This window comes from Halobacillus halophilus, assembly GCF_020171985.1.
GTDB lineage: Bacteria > Bacillota > Bacilli > Bacillales > Halobacillaceae > Halobacillus > Halobacillus halophilus_A.
On the sequence record NZ_JAIVAL010000005.1, the window covers coordinates 138,692 to 157,143 of the forward strand.

21 protein-coding genes and 1 tRNA gene are annotated in these 18,452 nt (G+C 42.0%); 1 reads left to right on the forward strand and 21 read right to left on the reverse strand.

Going from position 1 to position 18,452, the window contains the following annotated elements; genetic code table 11:
* The 6 genes from LCM11_RS10605 to LCM11_RS10630 form a co-directional block, all read right to left on the reverse strand.
* Entirely contained in the window at positions 1 to 1,182 is a 1,182-nt protein-coding gene (locus tag LCM11_RS10605) for a phosphoglycerate kinase (RefSeq protein WP_224894209.1), read from the reverse strand.
* A 178-nt stretch (positions 1,183 to 1,360) separates the two neighbouring features.
* Positions 1,361 to 2,368, reverse strand: a complete 1,008-nt coding sequence (gap, locus tag LCM11_RS10610; RefSeq protein ID WP_224894210.1) for a type I glyceraldehyde-3-phosphate dehydrogenase — start codon at positions 2,366 to 2,368, stop codon at positions 1,361 to 1,363.
* Positions 2,369 to 2,403: 35 nt separating this feature from the next.
* Positions 2,404 to 3,432, reverse strand: coding sequence for a sugar-binding transcriptional regulator (locus LCM11_RS10615; protein WP_224894211.1), 1,029 nt, complete (start codon positions 3,430 to 3,432; stop codon positions 2,404 to 2,406).
* A gap of 150 nt (positions 3,433 to 3,582) precedes the next feature.
* Positions 3,583 to 3,816, reverse strand: coding sequence for a glutaredoxin family protein (locus LCM11_RS10620; protein ID WP_224894212.1), 234 nt, complete (start codon positions 3,814 to 3,816; stop codon positions 3,583 to 3,585).
* 77 nt (positions 3,817 to 3,893) lie between these two features.
* Positions 3,894 to 4,118: a hypothetical protein gene (locus LCM11_RS10625; protein WP_224894213.1), complete on the reverse strand. Its 225-nt coding sequence runs from the start codon at positions 4,116 to 4,118 to the stop codon at positions 3,894 to 3,896.
* A 265-nt stretch (positions 4,119 to 4,383) separates the two neighbouring features.
* Positions 4,384 to 4,459, reverse strand: a tRNA-Arg gene (locus tag LCM11_RS10630).
* 513 nt (positions 4,460 to 4,972) lie between these two features.
* Between LCM11_RS10630 and clpP the strand changes: the two genes are divergently transcribed.
* Positions 4,973 to 5,560, forward strand: coding sequence for an ATP-dependent Clp endopeptidase proteolytic subunit ClpP (clpP, locus tag LCM11_RS10635; RefSeq protein WP_318246150.1), 588 nt, complete (start codon positions 4,973 to 4,975; stop codon positions 5,558 to 5,560).
* An 88-nt stretch (positions 5,561 to 5,648) separates the two neighbouring features.
* On the opposite strand, the gene LCM11_RS10640 is transcribed toward clpP, so the two are convergent.
* The 15 genes from LCM11_RS10640 to LCM11_RS10710 all read right to left on the reverse strand — a co-directional run bounded on the left by LCM11_RS10640 (position 5,649) and on the right by LCM11_RS10710 (position 18,270).
* A complete protein-coding gene (locus LCM11_RS10640; protein WP_224894214.1) occupies positions 5,649 to 5,903 on the reverse strand; it encodes an HPr family phosphocarrier protein in 255 nt (84 codons plus the stop codon).
* Positions 5,904 to 6,036: 133 nt separating this feature from the next.
* Positions 6,037 to 6,993 carry a DNA-binding protein WhiA gene (whiA, locus tag LCM11_RS10645; protein WP_014644243.1) on the reverse strand — a complete coding sequence of 319 codons (957 nt, stop codon included), beginning with the start codon at positions 6,991 to 6,993 and terminating at the stop codon, positions 6,037 to 6,039.
* Positions 6,994 to 7,028: 35 nt separating this feature from the next.
* Positions 7,029 to 7,982: a gluconeogenesis factor YvcK family protein gene (locus LCM11_RS10650; RefSeq protein WP_224894215.1), complete on the reverse strand. Its 954-nt coding sequence runs from the start codon at positions 7,980 to 7,982 to the stop codon at positions 7,029 to 7,031.
* A 3-nt stretch (positions 7,983 to 7,985) separates the two neighbouring features.
* On the reverse strand, positions 7,986 to 8,870 hold the full coding sequence (gene rapZ, locus LCM11_RS10655) for an RNase adapter RapZ (protein WP_014644245.1): 885 nt from the start codon (positions 8,868 to 8,870) through the stop codon (positions 7,986 to 7,988).
* 17 nt (positions 8,871 to 8,887) lie between these two features.
* Positions 8,888 to 9,355: an 8-oxo-dGTP diphosphatase gene (locus LCM11_RS10660; protein WP_224894216.1), complete on the reverse strand. Its 468-nt coding sequence runs from the start codon at positions 9,353 to 9,355 to the stop codon at positions 8,888 to 8,890.
* 218 nt (positions 9,356 to 9,573) lie between these two features.
* Complete coding sequence (gene trxB / locus LCM11_RS10665) at positions 9,574 to 10,524, reverse strand: thioredoxin-disulfide reductase (RefSeq protein WP_224894217.1); 951 nt, start codon at positions 10,522 to 10,524, stop codon at positions 9,574 to 9,576.
* Positions 10,525 to 10,738: 214 nt separating this feature from the next.
* Complete coding sequence (locus LCM11_RS10670) at positions 10,739 to 11,755, reverse strand: tetratricopeptide repeat protein (protein ID WP_224894218.1); 1,017 nt, start codon at positions 11,753 to 11,755, stop codon at positions 10,739 to 10,741.
* A gap of 86 nt (positions 11,756 to 11,841) precedes the next feature.
* Complete coding sequence (gene hisIE, locus LCM11_RS10675; RefSeq protein WP_224894219.1) at positions 11,842 to 12,465, reverse strand: bifunctional phosphoribosyl-AMP cyclohydrolase/phosphoribosyl-ATP diphosphatase HisIE; 624 nt, start codon at positions 12,463 to 12,465, stop codon at positions 11,842 to 11,844.
* The gene (gene hisF / locus LCM11_RS10680; protein WP_224894220.1) at positions 12,462 to 13,220 is read right to left on the reverse strand and encodes an imidazole glycerol phosphate synthase subunit HisF; all 759 of its coding nucleotides are present in this window, start codon (positions 13,218 to 13,220) and stop codon (positions 12,462 to 12,464) included. The genes hisIE and hisF overlap by 4 nt, the downstream gene beginning before the upstream one ends.
* Positions 13,220 to 13,951, reverse strand: coding sequence for a 1-(5-phosphoribosyl)-5-[(5-phosphoribosylamino)methylideneamino]imidazole-4-carboxamide isomerase (hisA, locus tag LCM11_RS10685; protein WP_224894221.1), 732 nt, complete (start codon positions 13,949 to 13,951; stop codon positions 13,220 to 13,222). The genes hisF and hisA overlap by 1 nt, the downstream gene beginning before the upstream one ends.
* Positions 13,952 to 13,963: 12 nt before the next feature.
* The gene (gene hisH, locus LCM11_RS10690; protein WP_224894222.1) at positions 13,964 to 14,593 is read right to left on the reverse strand and encodes an imidazole glycerol phosphate synthase subunit HisH; all 630 of its coding nucleotides are present in this window, start codon (positions 14,591 to 14,593) and stop codon (positions 13,964 to 13,966) included.
* Complete coding sequence (gene hisB, locus LCM11_RS10695) at positions 14,594 to 15,187, reverse strand: imidazoleglycerol-phosphate dehydratase HisB (RefSeq protein WP_224894223.1); 594 nt, start codon at positions 15,185 to 15,187, stop codon at positions 14,594 to 14,596.
* Positions 15,184 to 16,458: a histidinol dehydrogenase gene (gene hisD, locus LCM11_RS10700; RefSeq protein WP_224894224.1), complete on the reverse strand. Its 1,275-nt coding sequence runs from the start codon at positions 16,456 to 16,458 to the stop codon at positions 15,184 to 15,186. Before hisD ends, hisB begins: the two co-directional genes overlap by 4 nt.
* Positions 16,458 to 17,093 carry an ATP phosphoribosyltransferase gene (gene hisG, locus LCM11_RS10705; RefSeq protein WP_224894225.1) on the reverse strand — a complete coding sequence of 212 codons (636 nt, stop codon included), beginning with the start codon at positions 17,091 to 17,093 and terminating at the stop codon, positions 16,458 to 16,460. Before hisG ends, hisD begins: the two co-directional genes overlap by 1 nt.
* Positions 17,086 to 18,270: an ATP phosphoribosyltransferase regulatory subunit gene (locus LCM11_RS10710; protein WP_224894226.1), complete on the reverse strand. Its 1,185-nt coding sequence runs from the start codon at positions 18,268 to 18,270 to the stop codon at positions 17,086 to 17,088. The genes hisG and LCM11_RS10710 overlap by 8 nt, the downstream gene beginning before the upstream one ends.
* Between the last annotated feature and the right edge of the window lie 182 nt (positions 18,271 to 18,452).

The window sequence follows — 18,452 nt, forward strand, 5'->3', positions numbered from 1 at the left end:
TTATTTATCGTTTAGCAGTGCGACACCTGGAAGCTCTTTACCTTCCATAAACTCAAGGGATGCTCCGCCTCCAGTTGATACATGATCCATATCGTCTGCATAGCCGAATTTCTCTACAGCTGCTGCAGAATCTCCGCCGCCGATAACCGTGTAACCTTTGGTTTCAGACAAAGCATTCGCTACAGCTTTTGTTCCATTCGCGAACGTTTCAAGTTCGAATACACCCATTGGGCCATTCCAGATTACCAACTTGGAGTTGTTGATGACTTCAGCATATTTCTCCCTTGTTTTCGGACCAATGTCAAGAGCCTCCCAGTCAGCCGGGATATTGTCAATGGATACTATTTCAGTGTTCGCAGAATCAGAAAAGTCATCTGCAACCACAACATCCTCAGGCATAAGGAAGTCTACACCTTTTTCTTCAGCTTTCTTCATATACTCTTTCGCTGTATCGATCTTATCTTCCTCTAATAATGATTTACCGATTTCGTAACCTTTAGCTTTTACAAAAGTATAAGCAAGTCCGCCACCGATAATTAAATGATCTACTTTATCAATCAAGTTATCGATTACACCAATTTTATCTTTTACTTTAGCCCCGCCAATTATAGCTGTGAATGGACGATCTGGATCAGAAAGTGCTTGTCCCAGCACATTAATTTCTTTTTCCATTAGAAAGCCAGCTACTGCAGGTAGATGCTCAGCTACACCTGCTGTTGATGAATGAGCACGGTGTGCAGCCCCGAAGGCATCATTCACGTAAAGGTCTGCCATGTCAGCGAATGCTTTTGATAATTCCGCATCATTTTTCTCTTCACCAGGATGGAAACGTACGTTTTCGATTAGAAGAACATCTCCGTTATCCATTTCAGAAATGGCTTTGTTTACTTCTTCCCCATGTACCTGGTCTGTTTTCGTGACAGTTTGTCCGAGCAGATCACTTAGACGTTTCGCAACAGGATCTAGTCGAAGTTCTTTAACGACTTCGCCTTTTGGTCGACCAAGGTGACTGGCAAGAATAACTTTAGCGCCATTCCCAGATAAATGTTTAATGGTTGGAAGAGCCGCTTTAATTCTAGTATCATCTGTAACTTCTTCCCCGCTCATAGGAACATTAAAATCCACACGGCAAAATACAGTTTTTCCGTTTACCTCTACATCACGAATGGTTTGCTTATTCATGAGATGACAACCTCCTTGGTTTGTAGTCAGGGTAGATTAACCTGCCACTATGTACGTTTCCACTTCGGTTTCCAGTGAAAACGCGAGAGCAGCAAAACCTCTGAAACATGGATAAAGGAGGAGGACATGAGACCCCCTCCTTTACTGATTCTTCATACTATTTAGGAACTGTTTCTTCTTACAAGCCTTGGTTTTTAAGATAAACAGCCAAGTCTACACAACGATTGGAATAACCGAATTCGTTGTCATACCAAGAAACAACTTTAATCATATTGTTTTCAAGAGCAAGAGTGGACAAGCCATCAATTACAGAAGAGTTCGTGTTTCCATTATAGTCAGAGGAAACAAGAGGCTCGTCACTGTAGCCCAGAATGCCTTTAAGCTCGCCTTCAGCTTCTGCTTTAAGAGCTTCATTTACTTCTTCAACTGTTACATCTTTTTCAAGCTCAGCCACAAAGTCAACGATGGATACGTTAGCAGTAGGTACACGCATAGCCATACCACTTAGCTTACCATCAAGCTGTGGAAGAACTTTCGCTACCGCTTGAGCAGCACCAGTTGTTGTTGGAATAATATTTTGAGCTGCAGCACGGGCACGACGATAGTCTTTATGAGGCAGGTCAAGAATTTGCTGATCATTCGTGTAAGAGTGAACAGTTGTCATCATACCGCGTTTAAGACCGAATTTTTGATCCAGTACTTTTGCATATGGTGCAAGACAGTTTGTAGTACAGGAAGCATTAGAAATGACATGGTGAGAATCTTTGTCATATTGATCTTCGTTAACACCCATAACCACTGTCAGGTCTTCTTGTTTAGCTGGTGCAGAAATGATTACTTTCTTAGCGCCTGCATCCAAGTGTTTTTTAGCATCGTCACGCTGAGTGAAACGTCCTGTAGATTCGATTACCACATCTACACCTAGGTCGCCCCATCCAAGCTGAGCTGGGTCTTTTTCGGAAAGAACTTTAACTTCTTTACCGCCAACGATTAGGTTGTCCCCATTTGTTGTAACTTCTTCATCAAGAGTTCCGTGAACCGTGTCATACTGAAGCAGGTGCGCAAGCATGTTAGCATCAGTCAAGTCGTTCACTGCTACTACTTCTACACTTTCATTTTTCAACGCAGCACGATAAACGTTACGTCCAATACGGCCAAAACCGTTAATTCCAATTCTTACAGTCATGTAAAATTCCTCCTTGGATTCTATGCATTATATATTTAAAGGGAAATTCCCCTTATTAACTCTTTTGCCGCACCTTCATCGGTGATAAGGACATTACTCTGTCCCGGCTTAAAATAGGAAGCAATAGCCTGGGCTTTTGAACGGCCGCCAGCTACGGCAATCACATGCTCTGCATGCTTTAAATCTTCTAACTGAAGCCCGACCGTTCTAACTTTATGAACGATTTCACCTTTATGGTTAAAGTAATAACCAAAGGCTTCTCCCACGGCTTCGCGACTTTTAATAAGGCGCAATTGTTCTTCAGAAGTTTTCCTTCTTTCTGCCATCATTAAAGCATCCCCTACACCGTGGATAATAATTCCTGCTTTCCGGATAATCTCAAGTACTTCCTTTATAGAGGGTTCCTCGATAATGGTCTTATAAGAATCCTCACTTAAAGGGTCGGGTACATAAAGTAAGCGATAATCACCTCTGGCTTTTTTAGCCATTTCAGCACAAATGGTATTCGCCTGATTTTCCACTCTTTCCCCAAGACCTCCGCGTGCAGGTACGTAGAGGCATTCATCTGCACCTTGAAACGGTGTCATCATTTCAGCTACTGCCGCCATCGTCGTTCCACCAGTAATTCCGATGGTTTGACGGGGGATTAAATGGTCTCTTAGATAATTGACACAAGCTTTTCCCATTTCACTTTTAACCCAGTCGAGCTTATCACTATCACCAGGAACAACCACAGCATAGTCTAGGTTTAATTTATCCTTTAATTGCTTTTCTAAAACCTTTATCCCCGTAACTTCTTTAATGAATTCTGCTAATTGCTCCAGAATGTTTTGACCTTCATAGGTCAAATGCATTCCGCGGGAAGTTATTTCTACAGACCCTTGCTTGTTTAAAAAGTCCACTTCACTTCGAACAGTACGCTCCGCCAACTCTACGTTTTCCGCCAGGGCGCGACGTCCTACAGGCTGCATAATCTGAATGTAATACAAGAGGTTATAGCGTTGCTGCATTACCTCAACAACTTCGGGGAAAAGTTTTTTTTGTAAGTCAATTAAGTCTCGCATGGAAAAACTCCTTATGTTAAAAACCATCGATCGGGCCGGATCTCGTCCCGGGCAGTCATATTATGTCCCGCTTGGAGCAAAAAAAACATCTCTTTCACTTGTTATATTAACAGTGAGATTGGGGAGGCGCAAGCAGAAGTGAGTGAATTTTTAATGTAAGCGTTCTTCTATAGCTGTAAAGGTTATAGAACGATAGTCTAACTCATCTCCATTAACTTCAAGGACGGGAACTTCTAATAAGTACTTTCTCATTAGTTCATCATTTTGTTCAATATTAACTTCCTGCACATTAATTTGATATTCCCCGGAGAGCAGTTCAACTAAACTGCTGATCTCATCACAAAGCGGACACTTTTTCTTTACATATAAGGTTATATTGTTCACGCTTCTCCTCCTTTACTGTTCTAAGTCAAATTAAGCGTTCCATTCTCTATTATACATAGAAAAAGAGCATGCACCAGTCAGGATGCATGCTCTTCATTATCATAAACGCCATTATCTATTTTCAGCTTTCTCTTCTGTAAGAAATCGGTTAATTCTTCATAGGCATTATTCTTAGGTGTTCGCTTCAACGATTCATAATTAAATGATAGTTTTTGCTGATGCTGCATATCGAACACATGAATCCGTCTGTCCTCAGAAATTTGCTCAGTCGACAACATTTTATAACGGATTAAGTTTGTCATAAATACCCCTTTTCTTTGGCAAAAACGTCAAGAAACGGCTGCTGCATGAAATAATAATAACATAGAAATTAAAATAAAAAAATTACATTGACATAACAATCAAGTTAACAAATGTTCGTATACATTTTGTTTCACAATTGTTTAATATGAATGCTAACGACTTGTTGAACAAATTTATTATTTTAATATAGAAACAAACTTCTATAACGCAAAAAACGCCTTTCCGAAAGAAAAGCGTTTTTGTGAATATCTGTTTAATTAGCAGCGCGCCCGAGAGGATTCGAACCTCCGACAGACGTAGAACCGGAATCTACCGCTCTATCCAACTGAGCTACGGGCGCAAATCGACATGCAATATATATTATATGAAGAATATATGAATATTGCAAGGTTTTTTTGCCGACTGCATCCAGAGAAATATAGTAAGAGTATAGGAGCAGCCCATTATAATAAGATAGAAATTTTAAAAGGAGGGGCTGAAATAAATCATCCCATACAGATAATTTTCGTTCGACTTCTGCTTCACAGGTGCTATAATCCATCGAATAAAGTTCTGAATAGGAACTGAAGAGGTAAGACCTATGAAATCTCTAATCCTGCATTTGTTCGTTATATTATTTGTCTCCCTATACTGGTAAACCAAAATGTCATGCTAAACGGCCGCACAGAAAACTTTATTAAAAATTAAGCTTATTTAGTAATAAAAACCATACACTCTACGTTTATCCAACAATAATTAGGGAATGATGGTATAAGGAATTCTACGAAAAAGGTCGATCGTTTTTGTTTGACCTTTATTGACCTTAATTGTATGATAAATATATTCCATCATAACTAGTGATGATAAGGAGGAAATCACAATGAACTTAGTACCTACAGTTATTGAACAAACAAACCGAGGAGAGCGTGCTTACGACATATACTCCCGTCTATTGAAAGATCGGATTATTATGCTTGGCAGCCCGATCGACGATAACATTTCCAACTCCATTGTAGCTCAATTGCTATTCTTGGCTGCTGACGATCCGGACAAAGATATTTCACTATATATTAATTCACCTGGTGGTTCTATTACATCCGGTATGGCTATTTATGATACGATGCAATTTATTAAACCAAACGTGTCTACAATCTGCACTGGTATGGCTGCTTCAATGGGGGCCTTCCTGCTAAACGCTGGTGAACCAGGTAAGCGTTATGCCCTTCCAAATAGTGAAGTTATGATCCACCAGCCTCTAGGCGGTACTCAAGGTCAGGCTTCCGATATTGAAATTCACGCTAAACGTATTATTAAAATGCGCGAGAAATTGAACAAAATTCTTTCTGAACGTACAGGCCAGCCTTATGAAGTGATCGAACGTGATACTGATCGTGATAACTTCATGTCTGCCCACGAAGCTGTAGATTATGGATTGATCGACAAAGTTATGGAGAAATCTTAATCTAATACTTATCCGCTGTGTATTTTACACAGCGGATTTTTTATGAGCTTAATTTAATTTTTAAGTTCATTCTTTCACAAGTACAGGTTTACTTTTCCTTCACAAATTCGTGAAGCTGTTCCATTGCAGTTTCCTCATCGGAACCATCTGCAATTAATTTAATACTTTCACCCGTGCCCACTGCAAGACTCATTAGCCCCATAATGCTTTTGGCATTTACCCGCTTGTTTTCCTTCTCAATAAATATATCACTGCTGAAGCGGTTAGCATGTTGAACAAATTGAGCGGCAGGCCTTGCCTGTAATCCTGTTTCCAGTTCAATCTTTATATCCCGTTCTATCAATGAATTCTCTCCTCCCTTACTCTCTTATTCCACCACCGAAAACGCATTCATAAAAACCGAAAGAAAACGCTCCCGATCAATGAAAGCGTTTTTAATTATAGTTCATTATAGCATGAATTATAGTGTAGAAACATTAATTTCTTGTGTTTTCTGTGACTTCTCCTCTTCGAACTTTTTCAGCAAATTCATCTATTTTGCGCAGCCGGTGGTTAATGCCGGATTTGCTTATCGCGGCTCCTGAAACATATTCCCCAAGTTCTTTTAAAGAAACATCCTGATGTTGTAAACGTAAGGAGGCAATCTCCTGAAGCTTATCAGGTAGAGCTTCCAGACCGACGGTGCGCTTAATAAATTTAATATTTTCTACCTGTCGGAATGCGGCTCCTATCGTTTTATTTAAATTAGCTGTTTCACAATTCACTAAACGATTGACAGAATTCCTCATGTCTCTAACGATCCGCACATCTTCGAATTTAAATAATGCTTGATGAGCTCCAATATTACTGATTAGTTCCGTAATTTTATCGGCTTCTTTCAAATACGTAATAAACCCTTTTTTTCTTACCAGGGTACGAGCGTGCAGACCAAAACTATTCATCAGCTGACACAACGCTTCGTTGTGTTCCTCATCAGAAGAATAAATTTCGAGGTGATAGGAGGAGGTTTCTGGATTATTGACCGAACCACCTGCTAAAAATGCGCCTCTCAGGTAGGCACGCTTGCAGCACGTATCGTTTAAATACTTTTTAGGAATTTCTGGATTAATGGATAGTGGACCTTTCAGGATTTCCAGGTCATGGAGAACCTGCTCAGCTTTTTCAGAAAGACGTACAATGTACACATTATTTTTTTTCAATCGCATTTTTTTTCGAACCAGCAGTTCTACCGGATAAGGGTACAATTTTTTAATTAGCATGTACGTTCTTCTTGCTATGGCTGCATTTTCCGTTTGGATATCCAATATATAATGACGGTTGGAAAAAGAAAAAGTCCCGTTCATTCTAATTAACGCCGCTAATTCTGACTCCATACAGCAAGCATCTGCTTCTACGTTGGTCAGTTCTTTTTTTATCTCTGATGCAAATGACACAGCTGGACACCTCCCTCTGGCAGAAAGCCCCTCCATTAAAGCATCGAATGCAGTAATTGAGTAAGCTTATCTGTATCATGCCGCAACATGGCTTGACTTTCATCTATAATATCTTCTTCTACTACTTCAATTCCCATTGACTTAATTCGCTCTATGTCATAAATAACGGGTTCAGCATTTTCTTTTGCGTAGGCTTTCTTTACTTTTTGTTCAATCGGCTGGTTATGAACCACGATCGAGTTAATAACCCCTTGACCAATGTGATCAAATAACGCCTTCAAATGGTCTCCAGCAGTATATCCTGAGGTTTCCCCTTCTTGGGTCATAACATTACAGACATACGTAACTTTAGCCTTAGTATCTCTTAAAGCCTGACCAATTTCAGGAATAATAATATTAGGAAGGATACTTGTATAGAGACTACCAGGTGCGATCACAATTAAATCCGCTTCCTGTATGGCACTCACAGCTTCCGGAAGCGGCTGAACAGGTGTAGGGCTTACAAACACCTTTTTAATTCTTTTCTGTTGTTTAGGAATGCTGGACTCCCCTGTAACAATGGTGCCATCTTCCATTTCTGCGTGTAAATTCATAGAGTGATTCGCGATAGGATAAATGTGCCCTCTTACATTTAGAACTCGAGAAATTTCTTTAATTCCCTGATAAAAATCCCCAGTCATGGATGCAAGAGCAGCAAGAAGCAAGTTACCCATGGAATGACCAGACAACCCGTTTCCATCTGCAAAACGGTGCTGGAAAAGATCCAAAAGCATCGGCTCAGCATCTGATAAGGCAGCGACTACATTTCGAATATCTCCCGGTGCCGGTATAGCCATTTCATTACGAAGTTTCCCCGAGCTTCCTCCATCATCTGCTACAGTTACAATGGCAGATAGGTCAATTGGCAGATTTTTAAGTCCCCGAAGAAGTACAGGCAGGCCTGTGCCTCCGCCTATAACCACGACTCGGGGTGTGGCTGTATGATCCATCCTTTACAAACCCTTCCTTTTATCAATATCTCTATGGGTCACGTGTGTGACGTAATCATTAGAGAAATACTCTGATAAATATTCTGCCAGTGCCACAGAACGGTGCTGGCCGCCCGTACAGCCTATGGCTATCACAAGTTGGCTTTTACCCTCCCGTTTATATTGCGGAAGCATAAACTGTAGTAAATCTTTAAGCTTCTCTAGGAACTTCTGTGTATCTGACCACTTGAAAACATAGGAAGAAACTTCCGTAGTGAGACCAGTAAGCGGCCGCATGTGTTCTACGTAGTGGGGATTAGGCAGAAAACGAACGTCAAACATAAGATCGGCATCAATTGGCACACCATATTTAAAGCCGAATGAAACCATTTGTACAGAAAATACCTGCTGCTCACGTTGGCGATAGCTTTCCACAATGCGTTCACGCAGTTCTTTTGGTTTTAAAGAAGTCGTATCAATTAAAGTTTGTGCACGTCCCCGTAACTCATCAAGCATTTCGCGTTCTTTACGAATCCCTTCCAGTGGAAGTCCTTCTTTCGCTAAAGGATGGGATCGGCGGGTTTCTTTATAGCGTGATACCAGCGCCTGGTCTTCAGCATCGAGAAATAAAATCTGCTCGTGGATCCAATCTTCTTTACCGAGCCGGTCTAATGAATCAAAAAGAGAGTCAAAGAATTCCCGGCCTCTTAAATCCATGACTAGTGCGACACTTTGAATGTTATTAGTAGAATCCTTCATCAGTTCCAGGAATTTAGGAAGCAAGGCTGGCGGCAGGTTGTCCACACAAAAAAAACCGAGATCTTCAAAGCTTTGAACAGCCACGGTTTTTCCTGCCCCTGACATTCCGGTAATAATTACTAACTGAGTATTGTTCGCTTCTTCTTGCATCCTCGATCGCTCCTCATTTAGTCAGGTCGTGACGGATCCATATCCTTATCAATCAGCTGAAAATCCGTCGTATATACAAATGTCCCATAAATTTGATCATCGCTATTTAAGATGTGCTTAAATATATGGCGGTCTCCTTCAGCCATTGGTTTACCTAGCACCTCATCTACAGGCACCCATTCCAGTTCGCCTTCCTCACTAGTCTCAAGGAGATTTCCAGAAGCAGATGTACAGTAGAAAGTGAACATCATCCATTCTTGAACTGTTTTTTCACCTTCACGCATCACAAAAGTAAACGATCCTCTTAATTCCGGTTCGTTAATTTCAAGTCCTGTTTCTTCCTTAAATTCACGGATTGCTGAATCTTTAATATTTTCACCGTTCTCCATTTTACCACCAGGCGCTACATACCAGCCCCTTCTCGGCTTCTTCAACATTAATATGGAGTCATTCATTCTTAAAATACAATTGGCTACACGTTGCAACTTACAGTCACCTCATTTTCTTTCTAGAGGACATCATCCCTCATTATACAATGAATATGTCAGAAGCTACAATATTATAATTCAATGCAAAAAAATACACAGGTGATAAGCACCTGTGTTTAATAGAGATATCTAATAAAAGGGGGTCAATTAATCAACTACATTGTAACTTAATTCTATGTCACAGGTGTTACAGTGCAGTTAATTTAAAGTAATTTTTAGTTGACCATTTTCAGCTCTTCTAATAGGTTCTCAATATAATGCTGAGCAGATTGTGCAGCTATACTGCCATCGCCTGTAGCTGTTACGATTTGACGCAGTTCTTTTTCACGGATATCCCCTGCAGCAAACACACCCGGCACTTTCGTTTCCATTTTTTCATCTGTTTCGATATAGCCTTGATCATTCGTAACACCGAGGCTTTCAAATGGCTTACTTAATGGAATAAGACCAATATAAATGAACGCACCATTTGTATTAAATTCATACTCTTGATTTGTTTTCTTATTGTGAAGGTTCACACTGCCTACTTTGCCATCTTGTTCATTAATGGAAGTCACAACGGTGTCCCATATGAAATCAATCTTATCATTATCAAAAGCACGATCCTGAAGAATTTTTTGAGCGCGAAGCTCATCGCGGCGGTGTACAATCGTTACTTTGCTGGCAAAGCGGGTTAGATACACGCCTTCTTCTACCGCTGAGTCTCCTCCGCCTACAACCACGAGCTCTTTATCGCGGAAGAATGCACCATCGCAAACCGCACAGTATGAAACACCACGGCCGCCTAATTCTTTCTCTCCAGGTACACCAAGTTCTTTATATTGAGCCCCAGTTGTAATAATAATGGTTCGCGCTTTATATTCTTTTTTACCTGCTTTAATTGTTTTATACTCTTTTCCATCAATTACTTCTTTGATATCTCCGTAAGCATACTCAGCTCCGAATTTTTTCGCGTGGCCAAACATTTTATTAGAAAGGTCTGGTCCAAGAATGCTTTCGTAGCCAGGGTAGTTCTCTACATCTTCCGTGTTGGCCATCTGCCCGCCCGGTATTCCTCGTTCTAGCATTAGAGTATCAAGGTTAGCACGGGAAGTATAAACGGCTGCAGTCATTCCTGCTGGACCAGCCCCTGCGATAATAACGTCGTAAATCCGATCTTCCGTCATCCGTTATCAGCTCCTTGTTTCAGTGTGTTTCCTGATGCCTTCGTTCATTTCATGTACATATCATATTAAAACAAATAAAAACCGTCCATCAATGTGCTTATCATCTAATATTAATCATGAGTGATTCTTTTCTATAAAGCTACAAATTTCGCCATAAAAACAAGCGGGCCCTTCCAAAAAAGGCAGGGAGGTCATGTGATGATTACTTTTAAGATCAGTATTCTTTCCAGGGGCCCTCTTCTCTACTCAAGGTCGGAAATTGCTGACAACCTTTTTCCCATAATTCTAACGCCTTAGAAGGATTACCTGTATGATAAACTGAAATACTGTACCATTTATAATAAACTCGTCTTCTCGTAACCTGGCGGTCTTTCAAACTGTGAAAGCGATCTACAGCTTCTTCGTAAAACCCTGCTCTTGCCAGCGTCTCAGCGACAGCTAACTTTTGCTGACTGTGCATGGGATAGACATTGCGAAGGGGATGAATGTGAAGCAAAGCTTCTTCTCTGTCCCCCTGCATAATAAAAAAGGCAGCAAGGTTTACGTGGCTGTGTATATTTTCAGGTTCATTTTTCAACCATTCTTCTTCAATTTCGATAGCTTCCTTCTGATCTCCGTTCATGAACAGCGCATAAGCATACTTATGCTTCGCCATTTGAAAATCAGGAAAGAGCTGCATCATTTCTTGTAACAAGCTTAACGCCTGGTCCCACTCTTCATGTTCAAGGTGATAGAAAGCGGTCTCTTGATAGATCAGTAAATCATCTTCATCGTCAAAAGCCCACTCATCATCATCTTCTTCCTCATCCACTGACTCAAGCATTTCCAGGAGCTGCTTCGATGCTTCCTCAAATTCTCCATCTTCGGACTGTTCAAGATAGGTTTCAGCATATTTTTTTGCATCACTTAATAAGCCAAGATGAGCATAGTTGTTGGCCATCAAATAGTAACAATCCACATATTCTTTTCCGAAACGGGCCAACACTTCCGTCAACAGCTGGTTAGCCGCGTGATACGAACCGATCTCCGTGTACACAACAGAAAGCTGGCAGGTATAAAGTGGTTCGTCAGGTGCTGCCTCTATTGCTTTTTTAAGCCACTTCACGGCTACATTGAAACGACGTTTCTGAAACGCCTGAATTCCATGGGTGAAATAGAAGTTTCCAGATGGCAAAAAAGGGATAATATTCGTATTTTCTTGAGCAGCTGTGCTATTTGATGATGTCGTCATGAGCGTCCCCCTATTTCCGTTACAAATCTCACTAATAAAGCAGTATAACATAGAAATGTGTTATGAAATAGGAGATTTTGTAACTTTTAAGAGTGGCGTTCTTCCAGAACCGACAGTACGTCATCAAGTGGAACTCCACGATCGGTCAGAATGACAAGTAAGTGGAAAAGCAGATCTGCTGATTCGAGGGCCATTTCTTCTGGATCATCATTTTTAGCTGCAATGATCACTTCCCCTGCTTCCTCTCCAATTTTCTTGGCAATCCGGTCTACACCTTCACTGAATAGTTTGGCTGTATAAGAACCTTCCGGAAGTGTAGATTTCCGTTCAGCGAGTGTACTTTGCAACTGATCCAGAATTTGATAGCGATTCTCTTTCACTTGTCCTTCTGTATCGGTCAATGATTTCGAAAAGCAGCTGTAATCTCCTTTATGGCATGCAGGTCCGTTTGGAACAACCTGCACGAGTAAAGCATCCTGATCACAATCGAAATGGATGCTCGTTACTTTTTGTGTATTTCCAGAGGTTTCTCCTTTATGCCACAGCTCTTGACGGGAGCGGCTGAAGAAAACGGTTTCCCCAATTTCCAATGTTTTTTCTAATGATTCTTTACTCATATAGGCCAGCGTCAGTACAGCCTTTGAACGCGCATCCTGCACAATAGCAGGGACAAGTCCTTGTTCATCGAATTGCAGATCATTTACATTCATCTCACGATTACCCCTTTCTCCTTCAAATATGCTTTTACATTCGCAACGGACGTTTCTTTATAATGGAAAATCGAAGCAGCTAAAGCAGCATCCGCATCGACTTCTGTAAATACATCATAGAAATGTTCACTGGACCCGGCTCCGCCTGAAGCAATGACGGGTACGTTAACTACACCTTGCACTGCCTCTAATAAAGGAAGATCAAAGCCTGTCTTTTCACCATCTTTATTCATAGATGTCAGTAGAATTTCACCTGCTCCACGGCGGACAGCTTCTTCAGCCCATTCGGTCACTTTCCACTCTGAAGGGGTACGTCCTCCGCGGGTATAAACGCGCCATGTTCCCCATTCTTCGTCATAACGAGCGTCAATCGCTACCACAATACACTGGCTGCCGAAATAATCCGCTCCTTCTGTAAGCAGTTCAGGCCGGTTCACCGCTGATGAATTTAAAGAAACTTTGTCCGCTCCGTTTCTTAAAGTTTCTTTTATATCTTCGAGTGAGCGGATTCCTCCTCCTACTGTAAAAGGAATCGCGAGCTCTGAAGCTACCGAGCGAACAACATCAATCATCGTTTTCTTTCCTTCATGAGTAGCTGAAATGTCTAAAAAAACCAGTTCATCCGCTCCTTGCTCGTCATAAACCTTAGCAAGCTCTACAGGATCTCCGGCATCACGAATATCGACGAATTGTATCCCTTTCACTACTCGTCCTTCCTTCACATCCAGACATGGAATAATTCGTTTGGATAACATCAGCTTTCCTCCAATTCAAGTGCTTCAGTGAGCGTGAAACGATCAGTATAAAGAGCTTTTCCAACAATGGAGCCGATAACGTGACGGCCCTGGTAGTTCTTGAGTATTTCTAAATCACTCAGTCCCTGAATGCCTCCTGAGGCAATAACATTAACCTTTGTTTCATCCGCTAACCGAACAATTTCTTTTACATTAGGTCCAGACAACATGCCATCTTTCGCAATATCGGTGTAAATAAATGTCCTTGCTCCTGCATCGGCTAATTCACGGCCTAAATCAACTGCCTGTATTTGAGAACTCTCAAGCCACCCTGCTGTAGACACGTAGCCATCTCGTGCATCGAGCCCGATGACGATACGCTCTCCATAATTACGAAGAAGAGATTTCGTTAATTCTAAATCACGAACCGCAAGTGAACCGATGATCACTCGATCCACTCCCTGGTCCAGATAAAAACGTACATCTTCTTCACTGCGGATTCCTCCGCCAATCTGTATATGTGAAGGCAATTCCTTCGCTGCACGAATCACGTGCTCCGCATTTTTTCTTGAACCTTCTTTTGCTCCGTCAAGGTCGACCATATGAATCCAGGAAGCACCTTTATCGGAGAACTCACGGGCCACTTCAAATGGGTCATCCCCGTACACCGTTTCTTTATCAAAGTCTCCCTGCTCCAGGCGGACACATTTTCCATTACGCATATCAATTGCTGGATAAATTGTAAAACTCATCTCAAAAACTCCTCACTGTTTAACCATTACTTTGCAAAAATTCTCTAAGAGCTGCATGCCGGCTCTACCGCTTTTTTCGGGATGAAACTGGCTTGCTACCAGGTTATTACGGCCTACGATGGCCGGTACATCCAGGTGATAATCAGCTGTTGCATAGAGGATAGATGGATCAGGGGTCTGTGCGACAAAGGAGTGAACAAAATAAACATATTCTTCTTTCACGTCGGAAAGCAGCGGCTCTTCAGGCTTGAGCAGGTTCATCTTATTCCAGCCCATATGAGGCACTTTATAGGATTCCCCCTTTTCATTCACTCCTGGAAATCTTACAATTCTGCCCGGAAAGAGACCCAATCCTGCAGTTTCTCCGCCTTCGTCACTGGCTTCAAATAACAATTGCATGCCCAGGCAAATACCGTAAATCGGGACCCCTGCTTTGACTTTTTCCTTGATAAAAGGGATGAATCCATGTTCTTCCAGTGCTTTCATAGCATCGGGAAATGCACCAACACCCGGCAGAATGTATCCATCACAATTCTCAATATCGGCAGGACGTTCACCAAATTTATAAGGAACTTTCAAACGCTCTAACGCTTTAGAAACACTGAATAGATTTCCCATACCATAATCTATAATTCCTATCATTTATAAACTTCCTTTCGTACTTGGCACCCCTTTGACCCTGGGGTCAATTTGAGTAGCTTCATCAAGCGCACGAGCAAGTGCTTTAAACATGGCTTCAACAATATGGTGTGTGTTATGTCCATGGTGAAGAACAATATGAAGGTTCATTCTTGCTTCTACCGCAAATTTCCAAAAAAACTCATGTACATTTTCCGTGTCAAAGGTACCCAGACGGTCTTTAGGTAACTCCGCTTTCCATTCCAAGTGCGGACGGTCACTAAGATCCACCGCTACTGTAACAAGCGTCTCATCCATAGGAAGTGTCATCGAACCATACCTTTTCATACCAAATTTGTCTCCCAGGGCTTCCCGGAATGCCTGCCCCAGACAAATGCCGATATCCTCAGTCAAATGGTGATCATCGACTTCCACATCCCCATGTCCTTTAACGGAAAGGTTAAATAAGCCATGCTTTGCGAAAAGCTCGAGCATATGAGCTAAAAATGGGACCTGCACGTCCAAATCTGCTTTACCAGAACCATCAACGGAAATGCCAAGTTCAATGTTCGTTTCCCTCGTATTTCGTACAATTTCAGCGTACCTTTCGTTGGTCATTTCCATCTCTCCTTCCTTGTATCAATCGCCCTTGCATGAGCTTCTAATCCTTCCAAACGGGCATATCGTGCAATCTTGTCCCCATGTTTTTTCAGTGCCTCCGCACTGTAAGAAATCACACTAGACTTTTTCAGAAAATCATCTACATTCAAAGGACTGGAAAAGCGAGCCGTACCGTTCGTCGGGAGAACGTGATTCGGCCCGGCAAAATAATCACCCACAGGCTCGCTGCTATAAGGTCCGAGAAAAATAGCGCCTGCATGTTTAATTTTACCCAAGTGCTGAAAAGGATCTTCTGTTACAATTTCCAAGTGCTCAGGAGCGATTTCATTTACAGTAGTAATAGCTTCTCCCCATGTTTCGCATAAGAGGATCATGCCGTAATCCTCCACGCTTTTACGCGCAATCTCAGCACGTGGCAGCTTTTCTAGTTGGTCTTTCACTTGATGCTGGACCTGTTCGGCCAGCTGCTGACTCGTTGTTACAAGAACACTGGAAGACCGTGCATCGTGTTCGGCTTGAGACAGAAGATCAGCGGCTACTTCAGAAGCAAGGGCCGTGTCATCAGCCAATATAGCAATTTCACTGGGACCAGCAATCATATCGATGTCTACATCGCCAAAGACTTCTCTTTTTGCAAGGGCCACAAAAACATTTCCTGGTCCAGTAATTTTGTCTACCGCAGGAACGGTCTCCGTCCCATAAGCCAAAGCTGCAATTGCCTGAGCACCACCGACTTTATATACATCTTCAACGCCAAGTATATGAGCAGCAAGTAATACACCATCCGGAACCTTACCATCTTTCCCAGGGGGAGTGACCATTACAATCCTCTCCACTCCAGCTACCTGAGCCGGAATCACGTTCATAAATACAGAAGATGGATAAGCTGCTGTGCCCCCAGGTACATACACACCGGCCGCTTCAACAGCGGTGATTTTCTGGCCTAGAATTGTACCATCCTCCGATGAATCAAACCAGGATACAGGTAGCTGTTTTTCATGAAAACTGCGTATATTGGCGGCTGCTTCTTGCAGAATCTCTACAAATTCCCCGTCAAGCGCTTCGTATGCTTCTTCAAATTCCTGTGGTGAAACTTTGTACTGATCAAGCTTTACCCCATCGAAGCGTTCTGTATAATTAAGTACGGCTTCATCCCCCTGTACTTTCACATCGTCAATAATAGCTTGAACGATCTTTCTTTGTTCCTCTGTTCCCTGTTCCACACGGCGACGTAATGATGTACGGTCACTTTTTTGAATAATTTTCATTATTTTATTCCCTCCATGACGTCACTGAGGTTTGTCACCATGTGCTCAATCTCTTCACTTTTCAAGCGATAACTAACCGGATTGACAATTAATCTAGACGTGATGTCGGCGATCTTTTCATACTCCACCAGACCATTCTCTTTCAAAGTCCTGCCTGTAGAAACGATGTCAACGATCCGGTCGGCCAGCCCAATTAATGGCGCGAGTTCAATTGAACCATTGAGCGGAATTATTTCAATTTGCTCGCCCTGTTCACGAAAATAATCGGACGCCACCTTCGGATATTTAGTGGCAATCTTTGGGGCAATACGACTGAGAGGCTGGTCCGGCACACCTGCAACGGCTACGTAACATGGACTGATTTTTAAATCGAGTACTTCATAAACATCACGATCTTGTTCCAGAAGAACATCTTTTCCGGCAATTCCAAGATCAGCGGCGCCATATTCGACATAGGTAACTACGTCCATTGGCTTTGCCATCATCACACGAATATTTTGCTCAGGAAATTCAAGGATAAGCTTCCGGGACTCTTCAAGGTCTGCCCCCAGGTCATAACCGGCCCTTTTCATCAACTCAGCTGCTTCTTCATATATCCGGCCTTTTGGCATAGCGATTGTCAGACGTTTATTCATCCTGACCACCTCCTACCTGTGTTAAATCAATTGTATTAGCTAATTGTGCGTAAAAAGCAGGTAGATCCGGGATTTGATCTACGTGCTGTAGAAGAACCGCATGTCCTTCTTTTCGATATTGATCTGCCTTTCTTTTTCCCTTGGCATATGAATCATCGTCTACAATAATACCGATGCGTTCGTCCTGGTCCTCAAGATCATTCAGTGCTTCTACCAGGCGCTCTAAATGGACGGCAAAACCTGTAGCTGACGCATTCAGTTCAAAGGATGGAAGCAGTGTATCATAGCGCCCACCATTACAAAGCAGAGCCCCCAGATTTGGCGCATATCCCTCAAAAAGAATGCCAGTGTAATATTCCATATGGCTGATCAGATTTAAGTCAAACTGAATGTAGTCTTCTACACCGTTTACTTTTAGAAGACGATAGAGCTGTTTCAATTCATTGACTGCCTGCATACACGATTGATTCCGGGCGAGCGAACGACTGGCTTCAAAGATTTCTTCTCCGCCTCTAAGGGAAAGCAGTTCAAGCAACGCCTGTTTTTTTTCTTCGGAAATAGATAGCGACTTCACACATTCTCTAAATCCAACATAATTTTTTCTATATAAGTAATGAAGCAGTGTTTCCATCGTGTCTTCATCATCTCCAAGAAGATCACTGAAAAATGCTTTTACATATCCAATATGACCCACGGTAATGACAAAATTATCGAGACCCGTCTGTTTAAGAGAATCTACAAGCAGGGCAATGACTTCCGCGTCCCCATAAGAGGAGTGGTCGCCAATTAATTCTGTTCCTACTTGCTCAAATTGTGCAGGTTTACCACCTTCAGCCTGCTGGGCACGAAAAACAGGACCGTCGTAAGCCAGACGCAGTGGAAACTCTCCGTTCTTTAACTGCGAAGCGGCTACACGAGCAATTGGGGCCGTCATATCCGGTCTAAGTACAAGTGTGTGACCTTGCTGGTCCAGTAGCTTGAATAACTGTTGATCGAGCGTCGCACTCACTTTTCCTACCGTATCGTGATACTCCATAAGCGGTGTATCCATAAATGAATAGCCATATGATAAGATGGCTTCTGATAACTGTCTTCTCGCTTTCGACTTTTGATTATAAAAAAAAGGGAGCGTGTCGCGCATCCCCAGTGGCTTTTCAAACATTAACCGTTTAACCATTGGTATTCATTCCTTTCCACAAATCCTTTAGCTTGCTAATATGCTAACAAAATAAAGATACAGCGTCAATGCTCAGTCCTTCCCTTATGTTCCCCTCCTTATCATAGCAGAAACAATAGTTTCGGTCTTATGTAAGAGGTGAGGATGCAGAAGGAATCACGATCAACTCTTAAAAAATCTAT